Genomic DNA, 20,969 nt, shown 5'->3' with positions numbered 1-20,969 from the left:
GCATTAAGGAACCGCCCCTTCTTTCTTGCGCCCGCGCGTGCTGCGGGTTTTCGCTTTGCCGCGGTCGCCGCCGGCGTCTTCGGAGCCGGACGCATCTTTCGGCTTGGCTGCTTCAAGGCTCGCTTGCAGTGCGGCCATCAGGTCGATAACGTTCGTTCTTTCCACGTCCGGAGCGGTGACGATGTCCGCGCCTTCTCCGGATATTTTGCGCTGAATCGCTTCTTGGAGGGCAATGCGGTAATCGTCGGTGTATTTCGTCGGCTCGAACGGCGTCGAGAGCTGCTCGATCAGCATTTTGGCCATCGTCAATTCCTTATCGTTGACGTTCGTCTGTTCCGGCAAATTCGGCACAAGCTGCAGCTGGCGAATCTCGTCCGGATAGTGCATCGTTTCCATACAGATGCAATTGTCGACGGGGCGTATGGCGGCCAGGCTGCTTTTGCTGCGGATCGCGATTTTGGCGATGCCGATTTTACCGGACTGACGCATCGCTTCCAGCAGCAGATTGTAGGCGCCCGCCCCGGCTTGATCGGGAGACAGATAGTAAGCCTTCTGGTAATACAGCGGATCAATTTCCGTCAGATCGACGAAATCGAGAATTTGAATCGTCTTCGTATTGTCGGGTTTGATCGCTTCCAGTTCCTCCGGCTCGAACAGTACGAACCGGCCCTTCTCCTGTTCGTAGCCGCGGGCGATTTCTTCCCAGGCAGCCTCCTTCTCGCAGTGGGGGCAAGTTCGAACGTTGGCGATGGGCGTTCCGCAGACTTTGTGAATCATTCGCAGATGGATATCTTTGTCCTCGGTGGCGGTGAACATTTTCACGGGAACATGAACGAGGCCGAAGCTGATCGCGCCTTTCCAGACCGTATGCATGGCTGACGCTCCTTTGCGTGTAGAGGTTTGACTTCTAATGCTGAATTCGGAAGGACGGAGGTCGGATTTTGACTTTGGGGAACTCGACTATAAGTTGCCCATTCGCATGGAAAACAACCGGACAGGGAATATTGGAAAAGTCTTAATCCAATAGCGAAGGGGGATGCCGCAAGTGGCTTCCGAGGACAAGGAAAAGGGGCTTGAGGACTCGATCTACGAAGGAAGGGACGAGTTCGACATGGACGTCGATCGAATGGTCAACGAAGGGTTGGGCGGCGGGCAGGTCACCTTGCATAACGGATGGGTGCCGGAAATCGAAGAAACGTTGGAGGATTGAATATGGACGCGCAGAGAGCAAAGGAAATTTACGAATCGGCGGATAATTTCAAGGTCCGTCTGGACAGCGGCGAGCCGGTCTGGATCGAGGATGTGGACGTTGCGGGCGGCGTGGCGACCGTGCAGGTCGGCCAAAGCCCGACGGATGTTCGAACAGTTGGCGTTGAGAAGCTGGAGGAAGTGTCGCACTAGTTTGAGTTGGGGGCGGGCAGCAAGCTCTATAAGCTGACTCAGTCGGGTTACAGCTAGAAACGGGCATATCGCCGCTCTGTAAGCCGACTCCGTGAGGTTGCAGCGAGAAACGGGCATATCGCCGCTCTGTAAGCCGACTCCGTGAGGTTGCAGCGAGAAAAAAGCGTGTCGTCGCTCTGTAAGCTGACTCCGTGAGGTTGCAGCGCGAAAAAAGCGTGCCGCCGCTCTGTAAGCCGACTCCGTGAGGTTGCAGCGCGAAAAAAGCGTGTCGCTGCTCTGTAAGCCGACTCCGTGAGGTTGCAGCGCGAAACGGGCATGTCGCCGCTCTGTAAGCTGACTCGGTGAGGTTGCAGCGAGAAACGGGCATGTCGCCGCTCTGTAAGCTGACTCCGTGAGGTTGCAGCGAAAAAAGAGCGTGTCGCTGCTCTGTAAGCCGACTCCGTGAGGTTGCAGCGAGAAAAAAGCGTGTCGTCGCTCTGTAAGCTGACTCCGTGAGGTTGCAGCGAAATGAGGCAGCTGTTAGCTCAATGCGGCTACAGTCGAGGCTGCAACCGGCATCTGCTTCGCCCGTGACATCGCGAATTGGGGCTTACTTTTTGAAAGTGCTTTATTTCCGTGCTACAATAGGTGGAGCTTCCCAATTTTTCACACGAGGAGTGAGTGCGATGTACGATGTTGCCATTATCGGCGGAGGACCGGCGGGAGCCAGCGCTGCGATTTTTACCGCGAAGGCAGGCAAGAAGACGCTGGTGATCGATAGCGATCAGAGCGTAACGAAACGCGCATGGGTGGAAAATCATTACGGCGTCGATGGGATTACCGGTCCCGATCTCGTTGCTGTAGGCAAGAAGCAGGCGGCCAAGTTCGGAACGGAGTTTGTGACGGGCAAAGCAACGAAGCTGACGGCGGGCGAAGGCTCGGTTACGATCGAAGCGGACGGACAGTCCTACGAAGCGACTCACGTCATTATCGCTACGGGAATGTTCGCGGACGTGGCGGAAGCAAGCGGCGTTGTCACGAAGCCGGGGACGGAGCCGCGCATCAAGACGATTATCGACTGCGCTCCGGATGGCAAGACGAATCTGGCCAACGTATGGGCGGCCGGCACGATTGCCGGAGTGAGCATGCATACGATCATCACTGCTGGCGATGGCGCTAAAGTAGCGATCAACGTTGTCAGCGAACTGAACGGCGAGCGTTATGTCGACCATGACATTCTGAAAGCTTAAGAAGAGTCTGATTGAAAAAAGGCTTTGCATCCCCTCAGCTTTGAGGCGGAGCAAAGCCTTTTTTGACGATTCAAAAAATAAATGTGCCACGGTACAAGGGGGGCTGATCGGTTTGCGACGTGTCGTAGGCAGAATGCGATTTAAAGCGGAAAAACCTCTCTAATTTCTACATATCGGGTAAGAGTGGATATTTAAAGCGGAAACCCCGCTCTATTTTCGCCAAAACAGGAAAATCACGAAAATAGAGCGGGACATCCGCTTTAAATTGCCTGAAATGGGCGCTGGAGCGAATTTAAAGCGGGTTTCCCGCTTTAAATCAAAAACGCCTATTATCCCTCACCGGATAGCATACCTTCGTATCCGAAAGAAAGCGGTCCGGCTGAACATCGGGACCCGTCTATTTTACGAGCATTTTGAAGAACGATTCGCTGTAAATCAGGTGTCCGTAATCGTTCGGGTGGTTGATGTTGTTCAGCAGCAAGCTGGCGGGAGTTTTGCCGGCCGCCAGCTCGGCGGTCCATTCGGCGTGCGCGTCGGCGACGCCGATGCCGTATTCCCGGCCAAGATGCCGAATGACGTCGGCGTACAGAGGCGTTTGTCCGCTCGTATGCTGCCAATCGGGATTCGGCTCGCACGGCGTGACCAGCACGATGTCGGTGTCGCCCGCCGAGCGGATTGCATCGATCATGCCGCGCAGATTGCGATCGAATTGCTCCAACGACGTTGTATGGCTGCCGTCCTCGTGCACATTCTGATCGTTCATGCCGTAGCCGATCGAGACCAGGTCAGGCAGCAGCGCAACGACGTCGGCATCGACGCGGCTGATCCCGCCCCCGGTGTCCTCTCCGCCGATGGCTTTGTTGACGATGCGAAGACGACCTTGCGGATACAGGCTACGCAGCGCCTCCGCGAAACGCCCGAAGTAAGCCAGGCTCTCTTCGCTCGCTTCTCCGCCCGTGCTGATGCTGTCGCCATAGACGACGTAGACAGCCTCTTCGCCGGCCTGCAGCTTGCGCACGAGCCGATCCAAAAAGCCGGAGCGCTCGATGTCCGAGGTCGCAACGGTCGTTTCTGAGGGAGCCGTTTCGCTCTCGTAATCGACGTATACCGTATAGGAGGCGTTGCTGAAATCGGAATATTCGTTATGGTTAAATGCCTGTACCCCATACATCGGATGAAGCCGCGCGTCCGCAATTCGGCTTTCCGGCGTTCGCCGGATCGTGCCCGTTTCGTAATCCACTATATAATCCTTGCCTTCCTCGTAGCGAACCGCTTCGGGAAGATCGCTTCTCCACCGGCTGCGCACCGACGTTACCGAGTCGCTTACCGGCTTGTAACGAAACGGCAGCTCCTCTTCTCCGGCGAATACGAAGGCTTCCCCTACCAGCTTGCGTCCCATCGCTTCCTTCACTCCTCAGCTTTTGGACCATTCCAGCACAATTCCCAGGAACGGCTCCGTTTTGTCCATAATGAGCTGCCAAGCTTCTGCGGCTCTTTCCGCCGGGAAACGGTGGGAGATTAGCGGAGTCGTGCTTAGCCAGCCATCGCGAATTCCAACGAGTGTGGCGTCCATCCGCGCCGTTGTCCACCCGGAAGGACTGTGCAGCGTAATCTCCTGCGGGCGCAGCTCCTGAATGTCCACCATGCCCTCCGCGCCGAGAAAACCGGCGGAGACGAGGTGGCTGTTCAGGCGCATGGCCGGCTTCAGCTCCCGGAACGTTCCCATTGCGCCGACGGAATCGACGACGACGGCGATATCCCCGCGGTCTCCTATCCAATCGGACAAGCTATGACGCTTAAGATTATAAGAGCGAATATGGGAAGGAAGCAAGGCTAATCTATCGTCATGCCTGCCGAGAACGGTTACGTCAGCTCCGCGACGGGCCAGCGTCTGGGCCGCCCATTGGCCGACCATGCCGTCGCCGATGACGACGGCGACATCGCCCGGCTCCACCGCAGGGCGGATGCCGCAGTTGTACCCGACCTGCGTCAGCACCATGCCGCTGTAGGCGAGCGGGTCGCAGCCGTCAGGAAGCTTCCAAACTTGACTTGCATCGGTGACGGATGGATTGATATGACCCCCGCTGTCGAACTTCATGCCGTTTATTTTGCTGATGGAGGCGAATACCCGATCCCCGATCGCCAGTCCTTTAACCTTTTCGCCAACGCTTCTCACGATGCCGACTTTCTGATAGCCGGCCACCTGAGGGAAAGGCAGAACGTCTCCCGGACGGGTAACCTGCTCTCCGGATATCCGTTCTCCATATAGGAAGGACGATTCCGTGCCGTTGCTGATCCAAGAGTACTCCAGATCGATCACGACATCCTCGGGCCCCGGTTCGGGCAGTTCGACCTCCATAAATTGAACCTGTCTGACATCCGTAAATACGACTGCCTCGCCTCTCATATTATCTTCCCTCCGCAGCGGCTGCGAAATCGGTCGGAGGATAGGCGTATACCTTAATCGCTTCCTGTTTTTTCAGCAGCTCAATCGTTTCGTGATAGCGATATAAAGGAACATGGTGCGTTTGCAGACATACCGTATTCAAACCTTTGTTCGCGACAAGATCGAGCAGCAGCGCTTGGTCGCTTGCTCCGAAGCTGCGGTAGTTGTACGACTCCAGCTTAATTCCCTTGAACCACAGATGGCCGCCGTAGCGAACCTCGCCCTTCAGTACCCCGAAAATCACAACATGCGAATCGACGCGCTCCAGCACGTTCTGAACGGAAGCCGCCGCGCCGACGCAATCGTAGCCGAGGTCGAAGCGCTCGTCCCCAAGCTCATCGGCATGCTTCGCGACACCGATGCCCAGGCCGTTCACGAAGTCGATTCGTTCCTGCGTAATGTCGATCGCCACGACTCGCGACGCCCCCATGAGACGCGCAGCCTGCATCGCGAGAATGCCAGCCGGTCCAAGTCCCGACACGACCATGGATTTACCGCTGATCTCGCCGAATTGCAGCAGGCCGATCAATACGCATTTCAGCAGTTCGAAAGAGACGGCCTGCTTCCATTCCACGTTGTCGGGCAGCTTAATCAGCTCGTGCTCGCGATAATTCAAATATTCGGCGTAGGCTCCGTTGCCGAGCAAGTGCTCCAGAGCGGCGACGCGGTCTCCGACTTTAAGTGACGCGACTTTGGAGCCGACGGCCACTACGGTTCCGGCCATCTCGTGACCGGGGAAGCCTGGAGGAAGCGGGTAGTCCGGCTGCTTGGACGCGTCGAACATATCCTTGCCGCCCATCATGCTCATGTCCCAGCGCGGACAGGTGGAGACGATCTCGATGCGTACGGTCACCTGATCTTCTTGCGGCTGCTCCTGCGGAATTTCGATAATCTCAAATGCGTTTTCGCCGGTAATTTGCAGTGTTTTCAACGATTTGTCCCGCCTTTCGGTTTCATCACTATGTCTTTCTCAGTTAAGTGTACAATAGGCGGAAGGAACAGTCTTTGCACGTCATTGTCTTTGATTAACGGTTTATATTATTTATTTTCAAGGGGGATGACGAAGAAAATGGACAGTTCATTTGATCGATATTGACATATTTCTAAAGGGGGCGGGATTCATGGCAGCGAGTCAGCAAGGGACGAAAGGAGCCGAAGAGCAAGAGAGAGCAAGAGAAGGCAACAAATGCGTCTATTCGCTGCGATCGCTTCCCTCTATAATAATGAGCATAAGTCGGCTTGAAGAAGTCGATTGGAGAGCACCTCAGAGGGGGACGCAAAAATGTCATATCGCAATCGGCTGGAGATCGGGCTGTGGGTGAGTCCGCCAGCTTCCGAGGCGACGTCGGCCAGATACGCCGAGATTAAGGAGGCCGGCTTCACATTTGTGATCGGCCTAACGGAATATCAGGACGGCGGGGAGCAAGCGATCGAGCGTGCTTTGGATGCAGCGGCGGCGAACGGATTAAAATACGTCGTTCACGATCCCGACTTGAAACGGCTGCAAATCGGAACGGCAGCCTCGGAGGAAGAGCTGCGCCGCCGCGTCTCGGCGTTCGCGGGGCATCCGGCCTATATGGGCCATCTGTTGAAGGATGAACCTTCCGCGCCGGAGATCGACCAACTGGCGTCCGTCAAGGCGGCTTACTTGCAAGCGGCTCCCGACGGTTTGGCGTACGTGAATTTGTTTCCGCGCCATGCCGCGCCTGATTTGTTGCAGGCGGATTATGCGGATTATATAGAGAAGTTCATGCAGGTGTACAAGCCTCAGGCGCTGTCATACGACCATTATCCTTTCCTGACCGAATCGTCCGTGTTTGCCGGGGATCGAATCACCGAGGATTACTATATCAATCTCGAAATGATCCGCAGCGCGTCCATTCGTTACGATACGCCGTTCTGGCTGTTCGTTCAGACGTTGGCTTTTAACGGGACGCATCGCGATCCGACGGAAGCGGAAATTCGCTGGCAGGTGAATACGAGCCTCGCCTTCGGAGCGAAAGGCATTCAATATTTCACGTACTGGACGCCGGATGACGGGCGCGAGAAGTTCGGGGACGCCATTATCGCTCGCGACGGCAGTCGGACGAAACATTACGCGGAGGTGCAGGCGGTTAATCGGGAACTGGCCGAGCTCGGGCCGGCGCTAATGTCGCTGAAATCCGCAGGGGTTCTATTCGGCGGGAACCATCAGGCGATAGCGGAGAATTCCGCGGCCGGTTTCCCGCCGCTTGAGTCTATTGAGGGCGATGCCGTTGTCGTCGGCTGCTTCATGGATGAGGAGGGCCTTCCGGCGTTGTTCGTCGTGAACGGAAGCTATGAGGATGCGGCGGAGGCGTCGCTGCTTTTAAGCGGTCGGACTTATCGTCAGGCTGTAATCGTTGACGGGCCAACCAAAAGTCAAAGTCAAGTCCAAGGCGCCGTCGACCTGACGGGAGACTCTCGGTTGCGCCTGACGCTCGCTCCGGGAGAAGGCAAGCTTGTCCGTTTTGTCTGCTAACAGCATCCCGTCGCGCCGGAATACTTGCATTCGCATAGAGAGATCAGGAACCCGAGGCGGGTTCCTTCTTTGCATTCCTAATAGAGGGGGGAGAACGGATGAGGGCGATCTCCGGCAGTTCGATTTTTCCGAAGCTGGTGCTGATCTTTATTGCCGTTACGCTGCCGCTGTTCGCGCTCAGTCTGGTGTTGAACGAGCTGGCCAAGCAGGAGGTACGGTCGCAAATTTCGGATGCGATGAGGGCCCGGCTTCATTATGAGGTCGTTGCCCTGGAGCAGGAGCTGGAGCGTATTTTAAGCGCCCAGCAGAAGGCGGTTAACGATGCGGACCTGCTCGATCTGACCGGCCAGCTCCATATTATGACCAATTATCGCAAGACGGAGACGATCAACCGCGTATCGATCAAGATTACCGATCTTAAAGAGTCGAGCGGACTGATCGCCAAAATCGGAGTTTATTTGCCCGAGCTGAACCGGGTGATCTCGACCTGGGGGGTGGAGGCCGACGACGCGGCGATCGCCCAGGTGGAAGCGATCGCCGCAGCGTATCAAGCAGGAGCTTATCCGGTTACGGAGTGGAACGGGAGATTGTTTCTCCATTTGTCGTCTCCCGGCAAAGCCGATTTTCACAATCAACCTCCCGCTTTCGTTCATCAGATCGAGCTCTCGGTCGATGCGCTCAAGGCCAGAATGAGCCGAATCGCCGATAAGGGCAGCTCGGCGCTGTATGGCGAGGGCTGGACGATCGTCAGCGACGGGCGGGAGGCGGTCGCGGCCGGAATCGGAGCGGCTTGGCTTCCCGGCGCTTCGGAGAACGAGGCGATCCAGTCGGTTAATGCGGACGGAACGCCATATTTGGCCTTTTACGAGAAATCCCCGCTGCTGGAGTCCGTGCTGGCCGTCTATATTCCCGAGGATGTCGTATTCGGCAAGCTGAAATCGTATCGCAACTGGTTCTGGCTGCTCGTCGTCTGCTCACTCGTCATGATCGTCGTATTTTCCTATGGCATTTTTCAATTGATTCAACGTCCGCTCTCTCTGCTCGTCAGGCAATTCAGGAACGTGGAGGAGGGCAACTTTAACACGGCCTTGAAGCTGAACCGGGATCGGAAGGATGAGTTCGGCTACTTGTTCCAGCGCTTCGGCAAAACGGTGCAGCGGCTGAAGCAGCTAATCGACGAATTGTACGTGCAGAAGATTCGTTCGCAGCAGTCGGAGCTGAAGCAGCTTCAGGCGCAGATCGCGCCGCATTTCCTGTATAACAGCTTTTTTACGCTGAATCAGCTGATCAAGTCCTACGACATCGACAAAGCCGAGCAGGTATCGAAAAACCTCGGCGCCTATTTCCAATACGTCACGCGCAACGGAGAAGGGGAGGTCCCGCTCGGCTCCGAAGCGGATCACGTCCGGGCTTATATGGAAATTCAGGGCATGCGCTTCTCCAACCGGATCGAGGTGAAGATGGAGGAGCTGTCGGACAAGCTCAGGGCGATTGCCGTACCGCGCCTCATTTTGCAGCCGATTGTCGAGAATGTCTACCATCACGGGTTAAGAGACATCATAGGCGAGGGCCGGTTGTCCGTTTCCTTCCTGGAAAGGGACGGGCTGCTGCGTATAGAGGTGCGGGACAACGGCAAGGGACTTCCGCCCGGCGAACTGGAGGAGCTGCGCCGAAGACTGGACGCGACCGCAGACGAAGGGGAGACGACCGGAATCGTTAACGTTCATCGCCGTCTTCGCCTTAGATACGGCCCTTCGGGGGGCGTATCCGTTCAAAGCGCAGAGCCGTCCGGACTGCTCGTTACGCTGACTATTCCGATAGAGGGGGAATGAAGCTATGTATCGCGTACTTATCGTCGACGACGAGCCGATTATCGTAAACGGCATCTATCAGATTTTGCAGCAGGCGATGCATTTGGAGCTGGAGCTGTACCGGGCCTATCATGCCTATGAGGCGCTGGAGAGACTGGAGCGGACAAGAATCGATCTGGTCGTGTCGGACATTCGCATGCCCGGAATGGACGGCATTGAGCTGCAGGAAAAAATTTTGGCGAGATGTCCCTGGTGCAAAATTGTGTTTCTAACCGGCTACAACGAATTCGATTATATGCAGAGGGCGCTGCGCAACGGGGGAATCGTGGACTATCTGCTGAAAAACGAAGACGACGAGTTGATCGTCCAAGCCGTCGAAAAAGCGCTTCGCCAGATCGAGCAGCAGGAGAGAGCGGTGGAGCGGGTACGAAGAGCGGACGCGAAGCATCAAAGCGCCTTGGAGGTGCTGAGGCACAGCGCGCTGCTGGACGGCGGGGAAAGAGACGCCGAGACTCGGCGCACAAGGTTCGCGGAGGCGGAAATCCCTCTTTCGGCCGACCGTTCCGTATGGGTCATGGCGCTGCGTTACGATAGCGAGCTGGAGGAGCGGGGAAGGGAGCCGCTCGAATATGCATGCAGCAATATATTCGGCGAGTTTCTTCAGCCGACGTGCGCGTACGTATCCGTTCAGCCGGAGCCGGGTTATAACCTATGGGCGGTTCAGCCCCGCTCGCATACGGCGGAGGACGAATCGTCCGAAGAAGCGGAGAAGGCATGGGACAACCTGGTATCCAGAATGCCAAGCATTGCCGAGGCGGCGCAGGAAGCGTGCCGGGAATGGCTGAAGCTGCCGGTCTCGTTGGCGTTGGGCGGCCGAGTGTGCGATTGGGGCGACTTCGGCGAAGAGGCGCGCCGGCTGTGCGATTGGCTGAAGCGTTCCTCTTCCTGCGGGAGCGAGCTGTTCCTACAAGGGGAGGCGGAGCCGTCCGAATCGGACGGCGATTCGATGCCGAGAATGATCCGCGTCGTGCACGAATACGTTGCCGCCAATTTGGACGGGGAGCTGTCGCTTACCCGGTTGGCGGAGCTTGTCCATCATAGCCCGACCTATCTGTCCAGAACGTACAGAAGGCTGAGCGGAGCGACTTTATTCGAATATATCGCGGATCGCAGAATGAACGAGGCGAAGCGGCTGCTTGCCGACGGAAAGCTGAAAATCCACGAAATCGCGGCGGCCGTCGGCTATGAATCGGCTCCGCATTTCACGCGGTTCTTTAAGAAGCAATTCGGACTTACGCCGCAGGAATACCGCGACCGGGGCGGCGACAAGTAGGCAACGAAAAGCAAAGAAAGGCAACAGATGCGCGTAGTGGGAGCTCCCCATGCCCCGATATAATGAGGGCGTAACCACATTTTCAGTCAGGGGGAAGAGCAATGAAAGCGTATAATCGTAAAATCGTCGTGACACTGATCGCAGCTATGCTGACAATGTCGCTCGCGGCTTGCAGCTCGTCGAAGGAAAACGGAGGGGCGGCAAGCTCCGCCGCTCCAAGCGCCTCGGAGTCGGCCTCGGTCGAGCCGTCGCCGGCGGAGGAGGCAGCCGATCCGATGGGCAGGTTCGATCCGCCGATCGAGGTGACCGCCGTTCGTTCCGTTGCGACGACGATGAAGTTCGAGAACGGAGACACGATCGACAACAACGCCTGGACAAAGCTGTACGAGAAGGAGCTTGGGATTAAGCTCAAATATTTGTGGGCTGTCGATCCGAGCCAGTACGAACAGAAGCTGAACGTAATGATGACGACCGGGAAGCTGCCGGACATTATGCCGGTATCCGGCGCCAAGATGAAGCAGCTATACGATGCCGGGCAGCTTGAAGATCTGGCGGAAGCGCTGGAGAAATACGGCTCGGAGAGAACGAAGGAGCTGCTGAGCAAGGACGGCGGCGAAGGCTTGAATTCGGCGACGTTCAAAGGCCAACTTGTCGGCCTGCCGCTCAACCCGGGCTCGACGGATACGGCTCCCCTTCTGTGGCTGAGGGCCGATTGGTTGAAGAAGCTGAACCTGCCGGAGCCGAAGACGATGGACGACGCGCTGGCGATTGCCGAAGCGTTCGCCAAACAGGACCCGGACGGCAACAGCAAGAACGATACTTACGGATTGGGCATCGCCAAGGAATTGTACGGCTTCTTCGCCGGACTCGAAGGCTTCTCGAACGGCTACGGCGCCTATCCGGGCATTTGGGTGAAGGACGCCTCCGGAGCCTTGGGATATGGAAGCATTCAGCCGGAGATGAAGACGGTGCTGGCCAACCTGCAGAAGCTGTACGCCGCAGGCGGCGTCGACCAGGAATACGGGGTCAAAAATGCGGACGTGCTCATTCAGGACGTCAACTCGGGCAAGCTGGGTATGCTCTACGGCGCGCACTATATGCCGCTGCTGTTCCAGGAAGGCAAAAACAAGGACCCGAACTTCGACTTGCGGCCTTATCGGCTTCCATCGGCAAGCGGAGAGGCAGCCAAGCCGCAAACCGCCTTCAGCGTCGCCGAATATTACGTCGTGCGCAAGGGCGCCGAGCATCCGGAAGCGCTCGTCAAGCTGCTCAACGCTTTTAATACCGTCTGGCCGAAGGAGCAGTATCCGGCGGAGGAGATCGGCGTCAACGGCGCGGTCGAGAAGTGGCAGTACGCGCTTGTGCGCGGCTCGAATCCGACGGCCAACTTGGACAACTTCGAGATCTTGAAGCAGGCGCTTGAAAAGGATGACGAGAGCGTACTCGACAAGACGACCGGACAGCCGTTCATTTTCAAGACAATTAAAGACTATCAGGCGGGGGACAATCTCGGCTGGGGATACTCGCTTGTGTTCGGTCCCGGCGGCTCCCAAGAGTTGCTGGCGGATTACAACCGGAACAGCGGCTTTAAGCCGAACGAGTTTCTGTCCGCTCCGACCGAGGTGATGTCCCAGAAGCTGGCTTCGCTGAACAAGCTGGAGCTGGAGGCGTTCACGAAGATCATCATGGGCTCGGCGCCGATCGACTCCTTCGACGAGTTCGTCGCGAACTGGAAGAAGCTCGGAGGAGACGTCATTACCCAGGAGGTGGCGGCCTGGGCGGCTAGCAGGTGAAGCCGATGAAAGCTATGAAAGCGCTGCGGGAGCTTCCGCTCCACCTGATGCTGCTGCCGGGAGCGCTGATCGTCTTCGTCTATTGCTACGTGCCGATGGTCGGCGTAACGATCGCCTTCCAGCAATTCGTTCCGGTCAAAGGGCTGTTCGGCTCGGAGTGGATCGGTCTGGACAACTTTCGCTACGTGCTGAATATGCCCGATATCGGGAGAGTCGTCTGGAACACGCTGTTCATCTCGGTCATGAAGATCGTCGCGGGCTTGACCGTTCCGATCGCCATTGCCATATTGCTGAACGAGGTGCGGCTCCAATTTTTTAAGAAAACGTTCCAGACCCTCGTCTACCTGCCGCACTTCCTGTCGTGGATTATCATCAGCGGCATTTTGATTGATATTTTGTCTCCGTCGGAGGGGGTTGTCAACCGGATCGTGCAGGCGCTGGGAGGCCGGTCCGTCTTCTTCCTCGGCGACAACGGCTGGTTTCCGTTTACGCTGGTTGCCTCGGACGTATGGAAGGAATTCGGCTTCAGCACGATCGTCTACCTGGCGGCGATTACCGGCATCAATCCGTCTTTGTACGAGGCTGCGGTTATGGACGGGGCCGGCCGCTGGAAGCAGATGCGGCACGTCACGCTGCCGGGCATGCTGCCGGTTATCGTTCTGCTGGCGACGCTGAGTCTCGGCAACGTGCTGAACGCGGGCTTCGAGCAGGTGTTTAATCTGTACAGCCCGTCGGTGTACGAGAGCGGCGATATTCTCGATACGCTCATCTACCGGATCGGCATTCTGGACGCCCAATTCGGCGTGGCGACGGCGATTGGTCTGCTGAAGTCGTTCGTATCGCTGATTCTGATTTCATTGTCTTACTTCCTGGCCTACAGGCTGGCCAATTACCGAATATTCTGATCCGAGGGGGAGAGCCATGCATACAAACAAGTCGCTTGGCGGCATTGCTTTTACGGCCGCGAACTACGGCTTTCTGCTCCTCGTCTCCGTCGCCTGTCTGCTTCCGCTTGTGCATGTGTTCGCGGTGTCGCTCAGCTCGAGTACGGCGGCCTCGGCGGGTCTGGTCGGAATTTGGCCGGTCGAGGCGACTCTGGCTTCCTATGATTATATTTTGCACAAGCCGGAGTTTCTGCGCGCATTCGGCGTGTCGTTGGAGCGGGCGGCGCTCGGCTTCGCCCTGAATATGACGCTGACGGTGCTGTGCGCCTATCCGCTGTCGAAGCAGACGAAAGATTTCCGGCTCCGCACCGCGTACGCGTGGTATTTCGTGGCGACGATTTTGTTTAGCGGCGGTTTGATTCCCTGGTTTCTGACGATCAACGCCACAGGACTTGTGGACACGGTCTGGGGGCTGGTCGTTCCGGGGGCCGTGCCGGTGTTCAACGTCATATTGATGCTGAATTTCTTCCGCGGGCTGCCCGGGGAGATCGAGGAATCCGCCTTTATGGATGGAGCCGGTTACTTCACTGTCCTGTGGAGAATCGTCGTTCCGCTGTCTATGCCGGTTATCGCGACGGTGGCGCTGTTCACGCTTGTCGGACATTGGAACGCTTGGTTCGACGGTCTCATCCTGATGAATTTCCCGGAGAAATACCCGCTGTCGACCTACCTGCAGCTGATGGTCATCAACAGCAACCCGCTAGCGCTCAGCGGCCTGAGCTTGTCCGAGCTGTCGGAGATTTCGCAGCGCACGACGCGAGCGGCGCAAATTTTCGTCGGGGCTTTGCCGATTCTGCTCGTGTATCCGTTCTTGCAAAGGTTTTTCGTGAAAGGCATTGTGCTTGGAAGCGTAAAAGCGTAATTCCTTAATTCGATTGAGGAGGCTGCAAAATGGAAAACAAACGAAGCAACAGCAAGGGACGAATGAAGCTATGGAGCGCGGCGATGGCGGCTTTGCTGGCATTGGTGCCCGTCGGACAGGCGTCCGCCTCTTCGGCGGCGTTCCCGATCGGAATTTTCTTTCCACCGTCCCAGGAACATACGACCTCTGCCGCCTATGCGGATATTGCCGCGATGAACGCCAATGTCGTCATCGGCGCAGCGGTTATCGTTACGCCGGAGCATAATGCCGCGGCGCTCGACTTGGCGGAGGAGAACGGACTCGAAATTTTGGCGACCGACTTCCGGCTCCATTGGACGGATCGCCATGTCGCGCAGAACGTGAACGGCGGCGGTTATTTCGTCAGCAGCGGCAATCGGCTCGGTCAGACGTTCAAGTCGCCGACGACGGGCACGGCCTGGTACATCACATCCGTAAAGCTCAATATCGATAAGGATTATTGGCCAGAAGGGGTGACGTTGACGTTAAACGTGTACGACAGTCCCGCCAAAAACACGCTGCTCGGAGGCGCTTCGATCACCGGCCGTCCGGATACGTATTTCCCGACGTTTTCGTTCAGTAGGCCGGTTCAGACCGATCAGTCGTATTATATGGAACTGACCAGCGACAGCACGATCGCAATCGGCTGGGTGGCGACGAGCACGGGCGACACCTATGCGGACGGTTCGGCTTATCAGGAAGGAATCGCGACGGGAAGGGACTTGTGGTTCGACGTTTCCTTCGCGCAGGAAGCCTATAATGACGGTAATCGGCCTACAGACGCCATTGTCGATACCGTTGCGGATGCATACAAGAGCCATCCTGCGCTGCTGGGCTATCATCTGTACGACGAGCCGGGCTCGGGGCTGATGGGGCGGATCGAAGCGGTACGGGACCGGTTCAAGGCGCAGGACCCGGGAAGCATGACATTCGTAAACCTGTTCCCGGTCAATGCGACGCAGGAGCAATGGGGAGTGCTCGATTATTCCGGGGATTTCGTCAGAACGAATCGCAGTCTCGGGCAGACGTTCCGCACCTCGCCGGGACAGACCTCGCTAGGGACGATCCAGCTATGGATCGATCGGCTGACCTGGAGCGCCGGAGAGTCGCTGACGCTGAAGCTGTGGAATTCTCCGGCAAAGCAGACGCTGCTTGGCTCAAGCACGCTGGCTTCATCCGCCGACAACTTCCCGGTTTTTACGATGAACGCGACGGTCGCGCCGTCGACGGAGTATTACTGGGAGCTGACGCATGGAGGCGGGGGAGACGGCTCCGTCGGCTGGGTGGTGCAAGCTCATGCCGACAAGGACTGGACATCGTCCGGCACAGGCTACGCCAACGGACTGCCGAGCGGCGGGGATTACTGGTTTGTCGTCGATCAGCAGCTCGTCGGGGGCTCTTACGAGGATTATGTCTATCGGTGGGCGAGTAAAAAGCCCGACGTTCTCGCGTTCGACCACTATCCCTTCCTGTACGACGGAAGCTTCCGGAACGATTATTATACGAATCTGGAGGTCATTCGCAGCCAAGGGCTGAAGGCGGGAGTCGATTTCTGGTCGTATATGCAGTCGGTTGGCATTACGGGGCAATTAAGACAGCCGACGCAGGCGGAGATGAGCTATCAAATCTATACGAATCTGGCCTACGGGGCCAAGGGCGTTCTTTACTTTACCTACTTTACTCCGGGCATCGAAGCGAGCGGAGCGCCGTTCTTCGGCGGATTGATTTTGCCTGACGGAACAAAGAATGTCACCTACGGTTATGCGCAAGGGCTGAACGCAGAGTTGCTGAAGCTCGGGACAACGCTTACCGGGCTTACTTCCCAGGAGGTTTACCACACCGGGACATTGCCGCCTTCGACGCAGGCGCTGCCCTCCGGCTTCTTCTGGCAGCTTGCGGACTCGTCGAAGCCGGCGGTCGTGGGCTACTTCAAGGACGATGCCGGGCGCAAATACGTTATGGTCGTCAACCGAGATTACGAGAACGGAAGAACGTTGAGCTTCTCGTTGCCCGGTAAGCCGTCTGCAGTGACAGAGGTGTCCAAGTCGACGGGGCTGGAGATCGCCACCGATTACAATTCGGCAACGGGAACGCTTTCCGCTTCCTTCGCCGCGGGAGAGGGCAGGCTGTTCGCGCTGCCTTCGGGGTATTGAGCTTGCAATAGATAAGGCGGTGCGGGGAATTTGTATCCCCGCACCGCCTTATAGCGTTTACAGCAGCAGCTTCTTGATTTCCGCGTCCGGCTCTATCCCCAGATCGGTGCGCAGCATGGCTTCCAATTGCCGATATTGCCTGAGAGCGTCGTTTTTGCGGCCCAGCTCGAGGAAAATGCGGATCATTTCTCCATGGACATCCTCCCGTATGGCGTCCAGCTTCAAAATTTCGCCATAGCCGTTCAGCGCCTGAAGAAGCTGACCGCGCTGGCGATAATGGCGAGCCTGCAGCTCCAAGAGCTCGGTGTATTGCCGTTCGAGGCTGAGAGCGTACTCGCTGGCCCAATCGTATGCTTTGCCCCTAAGGAGAGGTCCGGCGTACAGCGCTTCGGCTCGCTTAAGCAGCGGCGTGTTCCGTTCCGGATCGCGCCTAATCTCCTTCAGCAGATGCTCGAACTCGTACAGATCGCAGTAAAGCTCGTCCGTATTGATCCGAATTTCGTTGCCCGTTACGGTGATTTCGCTTTTATGTTCGGTCGTGTTGATCGCCTTCCGAACGTAATAGAGAGTGGAATTGAGGTTTTTCCATGCTTTATCGGGCACAAGTCCGTTCCACAACGTATCGATAATTTCCTCTCTAATCACGACGCGCTTGCAGAGCAGAAAAGCGAATAGCTCTTCGGTTTTCGGACTCCGCAACTTAACGGCTTCTCTTGCGCCTTCGGCGGTCCGAAGATTCAAATTCATTCCGTTGAACAGGAATACCTCAAGCGAAGGCTTTGCCGCCGCAGTCGCCTGATTCTCCGTTCCGATCCTCTTCATCGTGACGTCGAGCCTCTCCGCGGTGATCGGCTTCATGATGTAATCCAGGGCGTTCAGCTCGAAGGCGCGAACCGCATACGTGTCATATCCGGTGACAAAAACGATTTTAGTCGTCTCATAAGCGTCAGTCAGCAGCTTCGACAATTGCATACCGTTGACGTCGGGCATGGAAATGTCCAGAAAAGCAACGTCGACGGGATGCGTTTTGGCATAGTCGTACGCTTCCAACGAGTCCAAAAACATGATGGCTTCGCTTGGCTCGTCGCGCTCGGACAAGATACGCATCAAGCGCATCGCCGCGAGCTCCTCATCGTCTACAACCATGATCCGCAGCATACGTCAGCTTCCTTTCGCAATCGCATTTTCTCCGGGCAGTACAATTTCGATTCGCGTACCGGCGCCTTCCCGGCTTTCAATTCGCATATCCGTTCCGTATAGAAGCCGCAAGCGCTGGCCGATATTCCACAGGCCGATGCCCGTTGCCGCCGAATTCGGGTTCAGCACGTGATGCAGCTTCTGCGGACTCATTCCGCAGCCGTTGTCCTCTATCCGCAAAGCGACCCCGTTTCCGACGCTTCCCTTAACGAACAAACTCACAATTCCGCCCTTAGAGTTGGACATGACGCCATGCCGGATTGCATTTTCCACCAGCGGCTGAATCATAAGAGGAGGAATCAGCAGGTTCGGATCGGCATCCACTTCGTATTCTACACGCAGTCTGGCCCCAAAACGGGCCTGCTCGATCCCGACATAAGCTCGGACCAATGCCAACTCGTCGCTTAGCGTCGTCATCGTGTCCAGATGCTTGAAATCAAAGCTGCTGCGCAAGTAACGCGACAATTGCAACGTAACTTCCTCCGCCTGCCTGGGATTGGTCATGCATAGCTCGGCGACCGCCGTCAGGGCGTTGTACAGGAAGTGAGGCTTGATCTGGGAACGCAAAAAGGCGATTTCCGCATCTCTGGCCAGCTTCACCGACAACTTCAGCTTCGACAGGCTTCTCACCCGGGCCATCAGCTCTTCGGACTCGAACGGCTTGGCGACAAAATCGTTGGCCCCCAGCTCCATGGCCAGACGGATATCCTCGCTTCGGCTTCTTGCCGTCAGCATCAGGACGGGGAGCTCGAAGGGAGAAAAGCGTTCGCGGATGCGCCGCAGCACCTCGAAGCCCGACAGGTCCGGCATCGCAATATCCAGCACGACGAGGTAAAACTCCTGCCGGGAAAAGACGGTCCGCAGCGCCATCTCTCCGCGATTGACGGCGACTGCCGTTTGATTTTCCAGCTTAAACAGGTTGATCATGCTTTGCAGATTCAGCGCATTGTCGTCCACGATCAGAATGGACTCCTTGCTTTCTCCCTCGATATGTAGAGGATACTCCTGATGAGCCAGATCGCCGCCGGAAAAAGGAGACTTGTCCGCAGGCAGCTCCGCTCCCGATTTGGTTGATTTGCCGGGGGCGACGGGCAAGGTGAAGGTGAACGTTGCGCCGTGTCCGGGAGTCGAGCGGACGCCGATGCGGCCTCCGTGCAGCTCGACAAGCCGTTTCGTAATGCTTAATCCGAGCCCCGTTCCAGCGTACTGAGGCGCACCCGCATGCTCTCCTTGCTCGTAATCCAGAAAAATCCGTTCCAACATATGGGGTTCGATGCCGATTCCGGTATCGCTGACGCGAATCTCAACCCATTCTCCGGCAACCGCCGCGTTTACCTCGACAGTTCCTCGATCGCAAAACTTGACGGCATTGCCGATCAGGTTATGTAAAATTTGCGTAAGTCGGATGCCGTCCGCATGAACGAGGGGGAGGTCGTCCGGCACGCGATTGACGAGCGTCGTACTTCTTCCCTCCAGCAGGAATTGATGGATGCGCATGACCGATTCGACGTAAGCATTCAGAATCAGACGGCTTTTGTTCAGCTTCAAATCCCCATGCTTCAGCTTAGAGTAGTCAAGCAGCTCATTGACGAGATGAGTCAACCGTCGACCGCTGCCAACGACAAGCGACAGGTTCTGCGCCTGTTCGCCGTTGACAGAGCCGCTTACTCCTTTAAGCAAAGTTTCGGATATGTTGACGATGGCGTTCAGCGGCGTTCTCAGCTCGTGAGAGGTGTTGGACAGAAAGTCGTCTTTGATTTTGTCCAAGCGCAGCAATTGATCCTTCATTTCATTAATCGTATGGTACGCCTCGAAAAATCTCAGGACGATGAGAAGCAGCATGGCCAGGTTAAAGGCGATAATGCAGAACTGACTGAATTGAAGGGACGAACTAACACTGAGTGCAAACAAAATTGTATCGATAGAGTACAGGTTCATCGGCAAAATCGCCATGCACAACAGAAAATACTTCCAACGCTGACCTTCCTTCTGACGGATATAAAGATAAGAAGCTCTGATGAAAAGCCAGATTAGCAGCAGCTGGTACATAATGACGATGTAATATTGAATGGGCGTGTAGGCGCTGATAGGGAGAAACACGATTAAAATCGCGAAAGTTCCCAGCACAAGCGTAACTGCCAGCGTTAGTCTAAATGAAATGATGCTCTTCTGCAGGTGGTAAAAGGCCAAGGCTACGGACATGCAGGTGAGAACCGATGCTACATCTTTGATTTTGTACAGCATCGCGAATGAGACATCCGGAATTAACAGCAGCAGCGAGCGTTCTCCCATCAGACTGTGGTAGATTCCGGCCGATGCGCACAGAAGCGCAAGCATCAGCAAGGAATAATCCTTCCTGCTGTACATCGCCGCTGCAATGAAACAGATCACGTAAATCAGCGCCAACGTTCCAAGAATCGCCATAATGGCGATTTCCCGTGCGATCGTATTCCGCTGAATCGAGATCAGCATCTCGTCCTTCCCGAACAGAAGGGGAACGACAAAGCCGGAATTGATGTAATCGTAGTTGGCGGCTTGCACCACAATCTCGACATCGCCGCCTTCGCTATAGAAGTTGTTCAGCTTGGGCCGGTTGCCGGGTTCGTAAGCGCTGTCTCCTCCGTCCGGCAGGCCGTCCGTCAGAAGCTCCTCGCCGTTCACGTAAATCCGGCTCGAGAATCGGATGTTCGATTTCTTCAGGGCGTAAATTCCGGGTGTTTGAAGGTCGGTTAGCACCATTCGGTAGGTTGCTTCGCCGTATGCGGGCAGCTTTATGCCGTTTACGACTTGTCCGTTCCAGGAAGAGGGGACCGGCATATAAACGGCGCTGCCGGTTAACGCTTCCCCTTGCTTGCGAAAGTCTTCGGGAGATAAAAGCTGATTCCAATAAAATTCCCATTCGCCGTCCAGCTTGACCGAACCCTGATCGGGACTCCAATTTTTCAAGCTCATTGTTCCGCCGCGCACTTGCGGGGAAGCTTCCGAGCCGCCCCCGTTTCCCATCAGCGAGAGAAACAGGAGCGAGACGAGCGCCAGGCTGATTACGCCGATTGCCGCCGCTCTGCTCAGCGGTGTTTTTCCGGGCAATGTCGCTTCCCCCTTCCCTTGTCATTTTATCCTATCAGTTTATCTTATTGGAATAAACAGATTGTAAACAAGATTCGACAAGGGATGCCTATACTTCTTGGCAGCTTGTTTATTGGCTGTTTATTCGGGTCTGTTATGGTTGACTCATATTTTGTAGAATTTCGCCGATTCGATTGGTGGGGAATTTAGGGATTA

At 56.3% G+C, this 20,969-nt stretch carries 16 protein-coding genes; 10 read left to right on the top strand and 6 right to left on the bottom strand.

The window, feature by feature from the left end:
* Positions 1-3: 3 nt before the first annotated feature.
* Entirely contained in the window at positions 4-873 is an 870-nt protein-coding gene (locus J4772_RS04960) for a non-homologous end joining protein Ku (protein WP_209074375.1), read from the bottom strand.
* Positions 874-1,045: 172 nt separating this feature from the next.
* Between J4772_RS04960 and J4772_RS04955 the strand changes: the two genes are divergently transcribed.
* The 3 genes from J4772_RS04955 (at position 1,046) to J4772_RS04945 (ending at position 2,630) form a co-directional block, all read left to right on the top strand.
* Positions 1,046-1,210 carry a hypothetical protein gene (locus J4772_RS04955; RefSeq protein ID WP_209077677.1) on the top strand — a complete coding sequence of 55 codons (165 nt, stop codon included), beginning with the start codon at positions 1,046-1,048 and terminating at the stop codon, positions 1,208-1,210.
* 2 nt (positions 1,211-1,212) lie between these two features.
* Positions 1,213-1,401, top strand: coding sequence for an H-type small acid-soluble spore protein (locus J4772_RS04950; protein WP_116060074.1), 189 nt, complete (start codon positions 1,213-1,215; stop codon positions 1,399-1,401).
* Positions 1,402-2,066: 665 nt separating this feature from the next.
* Positions 2,067-2,630 (top strand): FAD-dependent oxidoreductase, encoded by a 564-nt coding sequence (locus J4772_RS04945; RefSeq protein ID WP_209074374.1) that lies wholly within the window; start codon positions 2,067-2,069, stop codon positions 2,628-2,630.
* Between the two features lie 397 nt (positions 2,631-3,027).
* Here J4772_RS04945 and J4772_RS04940 read toward each other — a convergent pair whose 3' ends face one another.
* From J4772_RS04940 to J4772_RS04930, 3 genes are read right to left on the bottom strand one after another with little or no spacing between them, the layout of a single operon-like run.
* On the bottom strand, positions 3,028-4,029 hold the full coding sequence (locus J4772_RS04940) for an SGNH/GDSL hydrolase family protein (RefSeq protein ID WP_209074373.1): 1,002 nt from the start codon (positions 4,027-4,029) through the stop codon (positions 3,028-3,030).
* Positions 4,030-4,044: 15 nt separating this feature from the next.
* The gene (locus J4772_RS04935; RefSeq protein WP_209074372.1) at positions 4,045-5,037 is read right to left on the bottom strand and encodes an alcohol dehydrogenase catalytic domain-containing protein; all 993 of its coding nucleotides are present in this window, start codon (positions 5,035-5,037) and stop codon (positions 4,045-4,047) included.
* Position 5,038: 1 nt separating this feature from the next.
* Entirely contained in the window at positions 5,039-6,007 is a 969-nt protein-coding gene (locus J4772_RS04930) for a zinc-dependent alcohol dehydrogenase (protein WP_209074371.1), read from the bottom strand.
* A 351-nt stretch (positions 6,008-6,358) separates the two neighbouring features.
* On the opposite strand from J4772_RS04930, the gene J4772_RS04925 reads away from it, so the two are divergent.
* The 7 genes from J4772_RS04925 (at position 6,359) to J4772_RS04895 (ending at position 16,490) form a co-directional block, all read left to right on the top strand.
* Complete coding sequence (locus J4772_RS04925; RefSeq protein WP_209074370.1) at positions 6,359-7,576, top strand: beta-galactosidase; 1,218 nt, start codon at positions 6,359-6,361, stop codon at positions 7,574-7,576.
* A gap of 98 nt (positions 7,577-7,674) precedes the next feature.
* A complete protein-coding gene (locus tag J4772_RS04920; RefSeq protein WP_209074369.1) occupies positions 7,675-9,408 on the top strand; it encodes a sensor histidine kinase in 1,734 nt (577 codons plus the stop codon).
* Positions 9,409-9,412: 4 nt separating this feature from the next.
* Positions 9,413-10,720, top strand: a complete 1,308-nt coding sequence (locus J4772_RS04915) for a response regulator transcription factor (protein ID WP_209074368.1) — start codon at positions 9,413-9,415, stop codon at positions 10,718-10,720.
* Positions 10,721-10,821: 101 nt separating this feature from the next.
* Positions 10,822-12,513, top strand: coding sequence for an extracellular solute-binding protein (locus J4772_RS04910; protein ID WP_209074367.1), 1,692 nt, complete (start codon positions 10,822-10,824; stop codon positions 12,511-12,513).
* Positions 12,514-12,518: 5 nt separating this feature from the next.
* A complete protein-coding gene (locus tag J4772_RS04905) occupies positions 12,519-13,418 on the top strand; it encodes an ABC transporter permease (RefSeq protein WP_116060280.1) in 900 nt (299 codons plus the stop codon).
* A 16-nt stretch (positions 13,419-13,434) separates the two neighbouring features.
* A complete protein-coding gene (locus tag J4772_RS04900; RefSeq protein WP_116060083.1) occupies positions 13,435-14,319 on the top strand; it encodes a carbohydrate ABC transporter permease in 885 nt (294 codons plus the stop codon).
* Between the two features lie 29 nt (positions 14,320-14,348).
* The gene (locus J4772_RS04895; RefSeq protein WP_209074366.1) at positions 14,349-16,490 is read left to right on the top strand and encodes a hypothetical protein; all 2,142 of its coding nucleotides are present in this window, start codon (positions 14,349-14,351) and stop codon (positions 16,488-16,490) included.
* Between the two features lie 57 nt (positions 16,491-16,547).
* On the opposite strand, the gene J4772_RS04890 is transcribed toward J4772_RS04895, so the two are convergent.
* Positions 16,548-17,648: a response regulator gene (locus tag J4772_RS04890; protein ID WP_209074365.1), complete on the bottom strand. Its 1,101-nt coding sequence runs from the start codon at positions 17,646-17,648 to the stop codon at positions 16,548-16,550.
* Between the two features lie 3 nt (positions 17,649-17,651).
* Positions 17,652-20,774, bottom strand: a complete 3,123-nt coding sequence (locus J4772_RS04885; RefSeq protein WP_209074364.1) for an ATP-binding protein — start codon at positions 20,772-20,774, stop codon at positions 17,652-17,654.
* Positions 20,775-20,969 lie beyond the last annotated feature (195 nt).

Source organism: Cohnella sp. LGH, from assembly GCF_017671885.1.
Classification (GTDB): Bacteria; Bacillota; Bacilli; order Paenibacillales; family Paenibacillaceae; genus Cohnella; species Cohnella phaseoli.
Note: the sequence above shows the minus strand (reverse complement) of the source record. Positions and strands in the feature narration are given on the sequence as shown.